This is a genomic window from Pseudomonas sp. LBUM1646 (assembly GCF_059716165.1).
In genome coordinates this window covers 5,566,703-5,580,193 of record NZ_CP166810.1, presented here as the reverse complement: position 1 = coordinate 5,580,193, position 13,491 = coordinate 5,566,703, and the positions used below count along the sequence as shown (strand labels likewise).

Genomic DNA, 13,491 nt, shown 5'->3' with positions numbered 1-13,491 from the left:
CACTCGCTATTTTTTGAGGTTGAAGACAATGAAACATCTGTTGTTGATGTGGGTTGCCAGCGTGTTTTGTCTGACGGCGCAGGCCGGTCCGCAGATTAATGTCGGCACGGTGTACGACTATCTGGATGGCGATAAAAGTACGTACCTCAAACGGGTATTTAACAGTGGCGACAGCACCGCTTTCGTCAAAATCAATGTATTGGAAATCCTCTATGACACCGACGGTACTTCCCGGGAAGTGCCGATCGAGAGCACGGTGGACGGCGCTTCGCGCAAGGGCATCATGGCCAGTCCGGCCCGATTGATCGTACCGGCCAAGGGTATGCAGGGCACGCGTTTGCTGTACATGGGCGAGCGCGATACCGAGCGTTATTTTCGTGTGCGTTTCGTGCCGGTAGTACCGGAAAAGGAAGATGAATTCGTGCTCTCCAGCGAAGAGCGTGAAGACTATAAAAAGAGTCTGTCTGCGGGGGTCAACGTAATGACCGGGTTTGGCACGATCTTTTTTGTCCGTCCCAAAAACGCCCGTTTCGATACGGTTATCAATGACACCGCCACCCGGTATGAACTTCACAATAACGGCAACACGGTCGTGGTGGTCGATGAGTTCAAAAGCTGCTCGCTCAGCGATGAAAGCGATTGTCGGCCGACCACCAAACACCATCTGCTGGCCGGGAAAACCTTTGGTTTCGACAAGGAAAAGGGCCGTGAACACCGCTTCATTGTGATTGAGGGCGACAGCAAGAAAGTGCTGAAGATAGCGAGTCGATAGTGGCTGCTTTTAATTGACGCAGTGGGTAACAAACATGATCAAGCAATGCACTGTCGCCACGCTGTTGGCTGCAACGGGGTTGGCAAGCCTGACGGTCTTCGGGGCTCGCGAGGAGCACGCTTTTGAAGTGTCCGTGACGGTTCCGACACGCTCTTTTTACATTCTGCCGGCGGACCCTGGCTGGATTCACCGCGAGCAGATACTGCCCTGGATTGTTGCGACCTCAAAGCTAGGTAATCTGCGCAAATATTTTGATGTGCGGCACGATACCAGCGCGATCGAGGCGCGCCTCGACACGCAGGCCTACCTGTCCAATGGCCGCCCGGCAGACGATATTGCGTTGCGGGTCAGCTTCAACGGTGTCGAGTTGAGTCATGCCGTCGAGCCCCGGCTAGTGGTATCGGCCGCCGACGCAGCGGTGGGTTCGCGGGTGCTATTGGAGATAGAACCGCTACCACCTGCCGGGGGATATCGGGCCGGGGATTATTACGGCAATGTGCTTTTATTGTTCAATGCCAGGGCGCCAGGGTCCTGACACCCGCGTTTCAAGCCCCGGCCTGTTCCAATGCCTCACGGGTTTTTTGCCGGGCCAGTTCCTGCTTTTGGTAACCCTGATCGCTATACAAATCTGCATAGCGTTGGTCGGTCATTTCTTTCCCGGTAAAGACCTGGCTTTCGGGAACGGACAGCTGTTGCGCCAGGTCCCGCAGCGGTTCCCTCAGTTGATTTTTTTGTGCTTCAGGCAAATCCCCTGCATGTGCCCAGGCCGATTGAGCCTCGCGTAACGCTTCAATCTGTGCTGATCGGTTTTCAAAGCGCTGCGCGTTGGCGTGAAACTCACTGGGCCACGTTTCATGCAGGTACTTGTCCCAGAACGGCTGCTCAAGCATGGCGTTGACCAGTCCATCGCCTTCCTCCCGGGCAATCACCGTGTCGAAAGCCTGGTCGATAGCGCTGTCACTGACGCCGGCAACCGGTCGGAAGAGCATGCTTTCTGATTGCCAGGGCAATTGCAGACGATCCGCCAGCGCGGTCTCGTAAGCGAGGTATACCTCGACCACATCCGGATTGCCGCCGCGCTCCATGACATCGGCGCTGGCGATTTCGTCGACGCGATCAAGGCGCGAGGCACCTTTGGCCAAGGTGACCAGCGCTTTCTCCAAGGGTGCCCGATAAGTCGAGTAGGAGTACGCCCGCGAGGCGAGCACCTTGACCCCCATGTTGTTGAACAACTGCGCCCCCGCATCGGCACAGTTGGTAGGCGCTGTCGCCATGGTGAACAGTTCTTCGCGAAGCGGGGTGTCGAGGTCGATCGCATCGATCATGTCCCAGACGCGCCGGGAAAGCTGTTTACGCCACTCGCCGCCAGCCATGAAGTCGGACGACTGGGTTAGATTGTCGATGACGCTGAAAAAGCCTTCGGCGTTCGGTTCCATAATCAGTCGGTCCCAGGCCTCCGCCCTGAATGTCCCTAGCCCCGGTGCCGAACTCCACAGGCTTGAATCGTTGACGACCGGCCATTTTTGTCGCGCGTTTTCTGCGGCTGGGACGTATGGGGTTCGGGGGGGCATTCCCACCGATTGCCGGTATTGGTAAATGATGGATTGGTGGGTTTCCGACAGGTGCGCTGCGGACAGGCGCGTGCGGGCAATGACTTTCGCGCTCTGCGAACCGGGCACTACGTTGGGGACATTGGCGATCGGATTGTCCTGCAAATCCAGGAGAAAACCTCGCGGGCGAGGCTTGCTGAAAAGGCCGTCCGGCCAGGTGTCGATGCCGGTGTTGATCAGGCTCAGCACTTTCAGGCGCGGCATGCGTTCGACGTTCGGCACGCGTCCCAGCGGATTGTTGTCGAGCCGCAGGATTTCCAGCCGAGTCAGGTTGCGCAAGTGCTCCACGGCCTCGGTCGTCAGCTCGATGCGGTTGTCGGTCAGGCGCAGGGTCTCCAGTAAATGCATCTTGCCCACGACCTCGGGCAGGTGCGTGAGACCACAATGCCTTGCGCTGAACTGGCGCAACTGACGGAAGTCTTTCAACAGGCCATCGGAGCCTTCGGCAACGCTCAGATTATCCAGGGACAGGGTGCTGACCTGATCGAGATAGCTTTTGATATCGGGCAGCGCTTGCCACTCCCGATCAATAGTGCGGTGCAGCAACTCTGAGGACAGGTCCAACACATAACCGTCCTCCAGGCTGCTGCGCTCGCCAAACACCCGCGACTTTCTCTCGAAACACTCCAGCAGCCGGTCGGCGATATGCACGGCTGCCCCGTGGGGAATCACCGGCTCATCGGGCAAGGTTTGGCTGATGGTTTCCTGCCACCATTGCAGCGTATTGCGTAATTGATCGAGCTCATCTTCGAGCACCTTGATCGCCTGCAAAGGGTCGGGTCTGGCATTCAGCGACTGCACAAACGCGTCGACTTCCCGTTCGCCCATGTGGGGGTAAAGATCCGATACGCGTTCGTGCAGGCTCAACCCTTCCCGGGTTAGCGCCGGCCCCCGCAATAGCAACGCCAGTTGCGGCTCAATGACAGGCCGGATCGGCGGCTCCAACAGTGCTGTCCGGCGTTCGGCGGGCGGTTCGGCCTTGGCGATCAGCCATTCCTTGAACCACTCACCCTGGCCTGTTTGATAGCCGATTTCCCAGCGCACGGCGGCAGGCATGGCGCGCAGGATCGACTCATACAGATCAGCCGCTTCGTGGCGTTGTCGGTTGTCGGTATCGCGTATTTCGTAGCGGCCCTGTTCGTCGCGCACCAGCACCCTGATGGTCGAAGCATCGTCCGGCCCGACACTGCAACGCAATTCGCCCTCGAACGAGCGTCCGCGTATTTCGATGCGCAGATTGTTATAGGTGTCGGTATGCAAACGCAGCACGTTCAGCACCAAGCGTTCGGTATCGACGGTCAGCCGATTGTTTTCGTAGACACCTTCGAACGCGCGCATCAGGCGAATTTCAAAAACGCATTCGCGGGCCTGGACTTCCAGGTGCAGGGGGAGACGCTGTTGTTTGGAAAACACCTCCAGCTCGGTCTTATTTGACAGGGTCAGCAAGGCTTCGGCGATGTTGCTGGACAAGATCGGATAGCGGCTCTGTAGTCGTCGGGCGTTTGGATCGGTGCTGTGGGTTTGTTCGCCGGGCGCCCTGAAGCGCTTGAGGGTATCTTCCAGGAGTAACGGCGGTGGCGCATGTTCGACGTGCATCCGGCGCAGCGAGCCTTCATCGACACCGCTGATCACCCGGATGTTTTCCAGTTTTTCAGGGCTGAAACCGTCGGTGCTGTGGCCGATTCGCTTCATCAGTGTCGCGGTGTCCCAGAGCCGCGGGTTTTCGCCTTCATACACCCAGGCGCCGCGACCGTTATGGCTCAGCTTCGGGGCGTAGGCGTCAGCTCGTTGTGGATGCTGGAGGCGATATTCACCGGTGTCGGGGTCTTTTTTTACCGCGTAAAGATGTTCGCCCAACGGCAGGATGTAACCGTCACCGTGACGATGCAGCCCTGTTGCATCCGACGTGGAGTCCTTGGCCAGTGAGACGTTTTGTTGCGCATAGGGAGCAAGGTCAGGGTTCCATAAGCGGGTTTCACCGTTGGGCAGTTGCACCAGTTTCATCCCCTCGATGACGGGGGAGAGCTTGAGGCGAAACTCTTTACCGATAGCGGCGCCGGCAGCGAACACCGCCAGTTGAATCACGTCCGTCACCACACCGATCACGTGTTCAGCCGCTTCGGCCCAAAGGCCTTCTGCCAGATCTACCACACCCTCCACCACGTCAGTGGTCAGTTGATACGCGGTATAAGCCAGCATCAGTTCGCCAAGGCCCGGCACGAATGGCGTCACCACCATCAGTGCGACATTGAAAATATCCGAGATGATTTTCTTGAAGTTGTCCCACCAGGCCCAGCGTGCCTTGCTGTCCGTATCGGCGGTGGAGACGGCGATTTCTCGGGCGTCATTGAGCACCTTGTTGAGCGTTTGTTGATAAAGATGCTCCCATAACGGACGGGTGATGACCGACACGCAAAACAGTAGTTTGGGGTTTTCCACCGGTGTTTCGCGCCATGTCGGGCGCGGGTCCAGCGGCTGCTTCTCATGCCATTTCACGATGCTGAGGCGCTGTGCCAAACCGACGAAAAAATGCCCGCGTTGTTGCTGGTCGACGAACTGGCTGAAGAATTGCTGATAAGTGATTCCGGTCGATGGCAGTGTGCTGTTTTCGCGCAGTTGGCGAGAGATCTCTGTCATGAATTCGCTGGTCGACGAGTATTCCCTCAGTGGGTGCTCGGGATCATGAGGGACGTACACAATCACCTTGTCGGTGCCGCGACTTTGCTGTTCGACGGTAGTGAACATCACGATGCCGGTGAGAGTGGCATCCATCATGGTCAAGTCACACGCCTGCATGACCTTGCCGTCCAGGGTCAGGCCCCGCTGCCCGATCACCATGCCCATCACCACGTCATGGGCCGCGCGACTGATGTCTTTTTTCGCAAGAGCCAGGTGCGCGGCAGCTTTGAACGCGGCCTTCTGATTGACGGTAACCTTTTTACGCAGGATGCCGGCAGCCTCTGGACTGGCAGGCAGCAGGATGTTTTCAAGGTGGCGTTTGTAACGGGCACCGATATCCAGTTCGCGACACAGTATCTGGAACTGGCCGATGCTCATTTTTTGTTTGATCGGCACAACATCGAAGTGCCCACGGTCATCGGGCCGGGTAATGAAATCGGACTCCGCTTCGAATGTTTCGGAGCGTGCGAAGTTATGCAGTGCAGCGTCCAGTATTGACACCGTTCGGGTGATCACGCCTCTCGAGGTATCAATCGCATACCAAGGAAGTTCCTTCGGTATGTAGAGCCGTAGATAAGTCGCCTTTACATCAAGGTCGATGCGGTATTGTTTTTTCAATGCGGCTTTGAGCAACGGTTCGGCAAACGTAGAGATGTCCCGAATTTCATTGAGCATTCGGTCGACATCGTTTTGCGAGTTCCAGGCCTTTACATTGGCGTTTTCAAGCGTTTTGTCGACTGACGTGTACCAAGCTTCCCGCCGCAGGCTGGCATTGCTTAGGGTTTGCATTCGGGTTAAAGACATGCCGGTAAAACGTGTCCCGATACTGTCCTTGATCAGGGCGTAATGCCGGCCCTTGCTATCGGGAGCGTCATGGGAGTGGTGCGGGTTTATGACTGGCTGAAACGGCGACATTTGACGGTTCTTAACGTGAGTTGGAGAGCATCAGGCTACCCACGAACGTCAATAAAAAAAGCCGAAATGACTGGCCCCGAAACCCCGTATTGACGGGTTAACAATTGAAAATTGAAATGTCGAAAATAGGTATCTACCACCGTTGTAACTATTGCTGTTTGCGTTGTAGGAAATTCCCCGGTGAGCCGTAGTCATCATTGCTGCACGACCACCGGCGCCAGACACTCCGTGTTACGCCCCGGCTGCAAATACGGCGTCAAGATCGGCGCCATGCCCTTGAGCACCTGCACCGGCAACGCCGAGGTGAACTTGAAGGTTTCGGCGGAGCGGCCCGGCACGAAGGCGGTCAAAGTGCCGAAGTGGTGATCGCCGATGTAGAACACGAAGGTCGCGGTGCGGTTGATCGATTTGGAACTGAGGATCCGCCCACCGGCGCCAATGGCTTCGATGCGGTTATCCCCGGTGCCGGTCTTGCCGCCCATGGCCAACGGTGTGCCGTCCGGCGTTTTGAAACTGCCGGATACTCGTTTGGCGGTGCCGGCGTCCACCACGTGCGACAAGGCTTCGCGCATGGCTGAGGCGACTTCGGAAGGCATGACGCGTTTGCCGACATTGGGGTCGTTGATCACCTGGGTTTCATATGGCGTATTGGCGGCGAAATGCAGGCTGTCGATGCGCAGGGTGGGCATGCGCACGCCATCATTAAGGATGGTGCCGATCAGTTCGGCCAGTGCGGCGGGGCGGTCGCCGGAGCTGCCGATGGCCGTGGCCAGCGAAGGCACGAGGTGGTCGAACGGGTAGCCGACTTTCTGCCAGCGCTGATGAATGTCGAGGAACGCCTCGATCTCCAGCATGGTGCGGATGCGGCTGTCGCGGGCGCCCTTGTGCTTGCTCTTGAATAGCCAGCTGTAGACTTCCTGGCGTTCGAACTGGCTGGCTTTGACGATCTCGCTCCACTTGGCATCGGGGTGGGTCAGCAAGTAGCCGATCAGCCACAGGTCCAGTGGGTGGACCTTGGCGATAAAGCCTTGGTCCGGCAGATCATAAGAGCCGGGGCCGTAGCTCAGGTAGAGGCGCTCAAGGCGTTCGTCGGTGAGTTTTTCGGTGAGCTTGGCGCCTTTGAGGTGCGCGCGCACGAAGGTGTTGAAAGCGGCCTGCTCGGCGTCCGGGTAGAGATAACGATGCACGGCGGCCATGCGAATCGGGGTCGGGCGCATGCTGTCGAGGAAGGTTTCGAGGCGCGCGTCGGTGTCCTTGTTTTTGTACTTTTTCCAGAACTTCAGCAGGAACGATGTGCCTTCTTTGTCGGCGAACGACGCCAGGTACTCCTGACGCCGAGGGTCGCGGTCGTCCTTGAGCAATTCGGCACTGTTGTTGGGGCCGGAATAGGTGGTGTAGCGCACGATGTCACGCATCAGCCGAATGAACGGCAGGTTGATCGACTCACGGATGGCATCGCGCAGGGTTGGTATGCGGCCGTTGTCTTCGTTGCGGAAGTTGTGGAATACGTGCAGGCCGCCACCGGTGAAAAACGCCTCGCCGGGGCTGGCCGAGTATTTGCGATCAAGGGCTGCGCCAAGCATTTTCGGGAGGCTGCGGTCAGTGTTCTGGATCAGGTAATCGACGACCCAGCGACTCAGGCGATCCTGGTCGGGGACCTCGGTTTTCTTCAGCTCGGCCACGGTCTTGTCGCCGTATTGATCGTGCAGCTCGGAGATGATCTGCAGGTACGTGGTCAGCACCCGCATCTTGGCGGTGGAGCCGAGCTCCAGTTTGCTGCCTTCATTGATGTCGAAGGGTTGATCGGTGCTGTCGGTCTGCACCCGCACGCGGGAGCCGTCCGGGGTCAGTTCGAACAGGGTGAAGCTGTAGCGCACCGCCGTGGTGCTGGTGGGGGTCAGCAGGCGTTCGCCGATCAGGCCGATCTGCCCGGCAAACACTGGGTCGGCCAGATGCTTGAGGTACTCGGTGGCCTGGGCCTGCAAGTCACTTTGCAACGTGCTGGTGGCCGACAGGTCGAGGCGGTCAAGGTCATACAGCGGACGGTTAAGCATGGACGCCAAGCGACTGCGGGCGGTGCTGATGCCCTTGTTGGTTTCGATCGGCTGAATGGTCGGCTGGGTCTGCCAGTCGCGGTACGTCACTTTACTGGCCAGTGTGGCGGCGGCCAGTGGTGCATCGATGACGTTGTTCAGGGCGAGCAATCGAACATGGCTGTCGGTGAGATCAGCCAGTTCTTCGTGACCCTTGGTCAGGTAGTGGGAAGGGCGGCGCTGGGCGATCATCAAGGACAGCATTTCACGCAGGGCCAGGCCTTTTGCGGCCATGGTTTTTGGATCCGTGGCGGTACTGGCCAACGTTTCATTGGCCTTGTTGAAATCGGCGCCGTACCAGACGCGCAAACCTTCGGCCATGCCATGCACTTCACCGTGGCCGGGGACCGCCGACAGCGGCACGCTGTTGAGGTAGTCGCGCACCACATTTTGCCGCACCTGCAAGGTTTGCGGGCCGGGCTGATAGGCACGCACGCTGGCGGAAATCATCTGCCGGATCTTCTCCGCGCCCGACACGGTCAAGCCATCGGGGGAGTGGCGGTATTTCTCAAGTTGCGTCGCCAACGTACTGCCGCCCGCCGACTGCCCCGGCAGGTGCATCAGCTTCGCCACTTGGGACCACGCGGCCATACCGAATCGCGGCCAGTCCACGGCCGGGTTGGCCAGGGGCTGTTTGGGATCCAGCAGGAAACGGTTTTCGATGAACAACAGACTGTTGACCACCACGGGCGGGATCGACTCGAAGCTTGAATAGAGCTGCTGCGGGTAATTGAACCGATACAGCGGCGCCGCGCGGCAATCGGTGATCGACAGCCCGGCCTGGATTTTCTCCGAATACGGTACGAAAAAGCCCTTGTCGCTGTAGCTCATCAGCGCCGGTGAAAAGCGGGTTTGCGAGGCAATCACATAATTGCGCTTGAGCAGCCGCGGAAGAAAATCCCCCATGGCGCTGTAGCCCAAACGCAAATCGAACGGACCGGCACCGGGGTAACGAATCGCATCGCTCGGGCCGGGTTGCACCTCATAACTCAGGGACGCGGCAAATTTGCTGACTTCCCGGGCCTGAAACTTTGACGTGCGCATTTCCTTGGCGGCGGCCAGGCCCAGCACGATCAGGATAATCAGCAGCAACAGCCAGAACGCCTTCCAGCCGTGTTTGGTACGACGGGATTTTTCAGGTAAAGGCGCATCATCCACACGTTCAGTCGGAACCACGGTTTTACTCGAATCGCTTTGCCATAACGCGCCCATAGTCGACTGATCCATTCACGCAGATTGATCGGACTTGTCTGAAGCTTAGACGGTGGTTGGCGATGGTGAAAAAATTGTGAACGTCTTTAGCGGTCGATCGAGTCGGGGGGGGGCTTTGGGGTGTCCGTGGAAGCGGCGGGGCACTCGGCAGGACATTTTTCGTATAGCAATGACTGGATGACGATGGGTTCGACCTGCCTTTGGGAACGTTTCTTAACATCTGACTTGGAATAGGGGCGCTTGTCTTAATAGAGGGAAGGGTGTTGCGAATGATTGGTAATAACTCCTGAGTTGTTTGTTTTGGCCGCTCTGATATTTATTGCGCTCTCGCTTTTTTATATCAGGGATGATGTGATGATTGAACTTAAAAATACGGTTACGAATTCTGAAAAGGCTGTCGATAACAAAGAGGAAAGCCAAGTTGATAAATATTTTGAGATCGTAAAAACGGCAGTTCCTGCGTACCTGTTGAATATGTCAAAACAGAATCTGGATATGTTGAAAAGTTTTGTGCCGACCCTCCCCGGCTGGCTAACAAGTGCTTCGCAGGAACAGCGCGCTGAAGCAAGGCGAGTCGTTGAATCGAGTGTAATCGCACACACGCAATTGACTGATGTCATGGCCGGAGTCAAGCCACTGCAGGCGTTTGCTGAACCGTTATTGAAACAAAAAATCAGTGAAGTATTTGCTTTGGATCTCAATGTAAATGAAACATGGATCGAGCTAACACCCCACGCTTCATTAATAGGCACCACAGAAAAAATCGAATACTTTACGCTGCTGCAGGCGGCCCTGAATAACTTCGAGGAAAAGGAAACCGACCGAGGACATTTTTTCGGTGCTGAAATTTTCACCTATGGGCCAAAGAAAGGAATCCGCAAACGAGTTTCACTCAGCGCAGAGCGTTTCATCAATATGTGCCGGGAACTCGATCTGGGGCAACAGTATCAAGCCCATATAAAAAAGATGTTGAAGTGGGATGATGTTGCTGCCCAGGCCCGATTGAACGAAGTCTTCGTGGGCTATCAAAAAGCGGCATTAAAGGCGGCGAGTACTATTGCCTTGATCAAGGGCAATATTGAGTCGAAGCACCACAACGCACTGTTGGACATCATAAGCGGCCAAAAAACCGCACGGGTTGACGGTAAGGCCATCTGGCACCGCAGCCTGAGTTTCATGGGGATGGCGTTGCACGGATGCGTCATTTTTGAGATTGCCGAGCCAGACGAAAGCTTACTGGATAAATTTTTGACATCCGTGAATGTCGGTTCACAGAGCGGCCTTATCGCCTACATTCCGGACGACCCCGATCATCCCGTTAAATATTACGCATCACTGGCCGCACTCAAGGCTCGACTGATCAGCCAGTTGGTGCGGAAAAATCCAAGTGCCCTTCGCTCGTTGGAGGCGGCCACTGACTACCAGAAATTCTTCAGTCGCTTTGTGAAATGCAAAGACCTTGCAAAGTATTTCACCAGCTTCACGGAACAGGTTCCCCGAGAGTTGTTGGAGGACCGGCGCAGGGAACCCAAGCGTCGCCAAAAGCAGGCGCCTGACTTTTTGCTTCAGTTGCGGGTGCTGGATCCTTCAGGAAAGCCATGGCTTCAAGAGTTTGATATCTGGACAACGCTTTACAAGGAACACAAAACGCGACTATTGCTCGACGCCCGCAGCCAGGCTGTTCCCTCCGAGGAGGCCGATGCAAAAGGTCGCCGTGGGTTAATCGCAGAGCTGTTCGAGGACGCCTTTGTATTGCTGAATGTGGCCTCTTTCCTGGTACCGGCAGTGGGCTTGGTGATGCTGAGCGTCACCGCAGTGCAGTTGATGTACGAGGTATTGGAGGGTGTCGAGGATCTGAGTTTGGGAGATAAAGAAGTTGGCTGGCGACATATCGTCGATGTGGTGGAGAACCTCAGTACGGGTGCTGCGACCGTTGCAGTATTTGGCGTTCTTCACACGGACTTCACACCGATAGAACTGGCTGACGGACAGGCGCGATTGTGGAAGCCTGACCTTCGCGCTTACCGCAGTGAAGTGTCACTGGAAAGCATCCAGCCCAATGCCCGTGGGCAGTATCAAATCGCGGATCGGCACTATGTTCGCGTGGCGGGTGACGTCTTCGAGAAGCGTTTTGATCCGGTGATCGGCAAGTGGCGAATCCAGCACCCGAAAACCCCGCAGGCGTATCAACCGATCCTGGAAGATTCCATTGACGGCCAATGGCGTCACACTCTGGATCGTTCGTTGAGTAAGCCTTCGGTGGGTTCGTCCATCAATCAGATACCTGATGAGGTGACTGACCAAAGCGCTTCCGGCAATGTGAACGGTGAGCGCGATGTTGTATCTGTACATCCATTGCCGGTGTCCACGAAGGGAATCAGCAACGTCGCCAATAACCGGTATGCCGTCGCTGAATCGTCTATAGAGGGGCTGAGTTCCTCGAAAGGGATTTATCGAAGCATTGAAGGGCAGCGGTTTTACATCCGTAACATCGATGAGACCGGGACGGTTGCGGTGTACCAGGTCAGAGATTCATTCAATTTCAATGCAGACCTCGTGGACGTCAACATCGTTGACCCCGCAAACAATCGAGCTACGGAATTGAGGTTATGGCAGATCAAGCCTGATCAATGGCATCCGCTTTCCTTGAAGGGGGGCTTCAGAAACAGCAGCCTTATTTCTGCAAGGGATCTTCTGGACTGGAATCGCTTGTCATCCCAAGTGCCTGAAACCTACACGTTGCGTAAATTTGCCACGGATCGCGGGCTTTTCCTTTCGACATTGCAACGATACGTGCGGGCAGACGGATCCCTGACTGCCGAAGGCTTCGAGTTTCTTGAAATCGATAAAACCCCGCGCCAAAGCATCAAGGCAGAACATCTTGTGGAGTGGGAGCGTCTGTCGGCGCGCGAGCGTCATGAATTGACGCGTGAAGGGTTTGCCAACAGGCACAGGCTCGATGCCGCGGATTTCATGAACTATGTGAATCAGGATGGCACGCTTGGCTCGACGGCAAAGGAGCTGATCAACGAGGAGGCACCCTTTACATCTTCCGGACTCGGTCAGCTGTTGTTTGAAGCCACTGCCGACCCGGCAATGACCGGCCCGGGCATTACGCGCAAAAAACTACCGAATGGTTTGTGGGAGCCCGTGATAGCGGTGGGTGAGCAGCGAAACTTCTCGGATGTAGGTTTCGAATGGGGCGAGTATCACCATAACGTGCCGTTTACAGCCGGGCCTATCGACATCCGTAAAGCACTGTCGGTACCCGAATTCAGTCGAGTAATAATCGACACTAATCTGTTTGATCCAGTAAAGGCTCGTTATTCAGCAAGCGTTTCTGCGCAACTGCGCAACAGTGAAGGGGGGGGAAGTAGCTTTATCTATTCCATGCAGCGGATGAGCTATTCCGGTGTGGTGAAAGGTGAGTTCAATGCCATTAAAGTCGTCGATATTGATGCCGGTGAAGTGCCTGACCAATCCAATGCCGTTTCCGGTTACTGGGCGGCTCAGGGTGGCTACGTCGATATACCGGTTCACCCCGAGTGGACGGACCCCGACCACGTTTTTACCCCCGGTTTCAGTGGCTGCTCGCTGCTGGTGGATCAGCTTGAGGACAATGTATTGCGGGTCCGGCATGTCGAGGGCGGTAAGGAAGACGCCCAATACAATAAATTACCCGCTCACGAACATGGGTGGGGCCTCGCTGCTGCCATGGAGTTCCTGGATTATGGAGTCGATGTTGATCAAAACGGCAATGTCGACTCGCTGTTGGCAGGCTTTGCCTATATGAAATACGACCGAAAAACCCGGGTATGGAATATTCACTACCAGTCTATTCAAGGGGCTCCGTCCATCAGTAAGTATTCCACAGCCAAACCGGGTTTTTTTGGACAACCCGACTCGTACATAAAAGCGTATGAAACATCAATAGTCAGAAAGAGCATGGCCAAACAAGTTGTCACGGTCGACACAGGTGTAGGTGTGAATCGTGCCCGCCCAACTCAGACCGAGAAGACGGTGGCTGCGCTGTAAGCCTGGAAGCGTGATCGCGATTGTCCTGAGAAAAGAGAACACCGAGTCGCCCAGTTCAACCGGTCACCCGTACCGGGTGAACATGACGGTGCACCATTGCTGTGCAATACTCGCCGGCGTTTTAACAGTGAATAATTCTATTAAGGCCGATAAATGCACTCCGTAAACCGGGCTT

The 13,491-nt window shown here is 56.1% G+C and carries 5 protein-coding genes; 3 read left to right on the top strand and 2 right to left on the bottom strand.

Going from position 1 to position 13,491, the window contains the following annotated elements; translation table 11 throughout:
* Window positions 1-28: 28 nt before the first annotated feature.
* A complete protein-coding gene (locus ACA071_RS25335; protein WP_497641621.1) occupies window positions 29-772 on the top strand; it encodes a molecular chaperone in 744 nt (247 codons plus the stop codon).
* A 34-nt stretch (window positions 773-806) separates the two neighbouring features.
* Window positions 807-1,307, top strand: a complete 501-nt coding sequence (locus ACA071_RS25330; RefSeq protein ID WP_497641620.1) for a CS1 type fimbrial major subunit — start codon at window positions 807-809, stop codon at window positions 1,305-1,307.
* Window positions 1,308-1,317: 10 nt separating this feature from the next.
* Here ACA071_RS25330 and ACA071_RS25325 read toward each other — a convergent pair whose 3' ends face one another.
* Both ACA071_RS25325 and ACA071_RS25320 read right to left on the bottom strand, forming a co-directional pair.
* Complete coding sequence (locus ACA071_RS25325) at window positions 1,318-5,736, bottom strand: NEL-type E3 ubiquitin ligase domain-containing protein (RefSeq protein ID WP_497641618.1); 4,419 nt, start codon at window positions 5,734-5,736, stop codon at window positions 1,318-1,320.
* A 434-nt stretch (window positions 5,737-6,170) separates the two neighbouring features.
* Window positions 6,171-9,281 (bottom strand): transglycosylase domain-containing protein, encoded by a 3,111-nt coding sequence (locus tag ACA071_RS25320; protein ID WP_497641616.1) that lies wholly within the window; start codon window positions 9,279-9,281, stop codon window positions 6,171-6,173.
* Window positions 9,282-9,635: 354 nt separating this feature from the next.
* On the opposite strand from ACA071_RS25320, the gene ACA071_RS25315 reads away from it, so the two are divergent.
* The gene (locus ACA071_RS25315) at window positions 9,636-13,316 is read left to right on the top strand and encodes a dermonecrotic toxin domain-containing protein (RefSeq protein WP_497641615.1); all 3,681 of its coding nucleotides are present in this window, start codon (window positions 9,636-9,638) and stop codon (window positions 13,314-13,316) included.
* Window positions 13,317-13,491 lie beyond the last annotated feature (175 nt).

Coding starts and splice junctions, on each gene's coding strand:
- ACA071_RS25335 (WP_497641621.1), top strand. CDS start 29: ATGAAACATCTGTTGTTGATGTGGGTTGCCAGCGTGTTTTGTCTGACG.
- ACA071_RS25325 (WP_497641618.1), bottom strand. CDS start 5,736: ATGCTCAATGAAATTCGGGACATCTCTACGTTTGCCGAACCGTTGCTC.
- ACA071_RS25320 (WP_497641616.1), bottom strand. CDS start 9,281: ATGGGCGCGTTATGGCAAAGCGATTCGAGTAAAACCGTGGTTCCGACT.
- ACA071_RS25330 (WP_497641620.1), top strand. CDS start 807: ATGATCAAGCAATGCACTGTCGCCACGCTGTTGGCTGCAACGGGGTTG.
- ACA071_RS25315 (WP_497641615.1), top strand. CDS start 9,636: ATGATTGAACTTAAAAATACGGTTACGAATTCTGAAAAGGCTGTCGAT.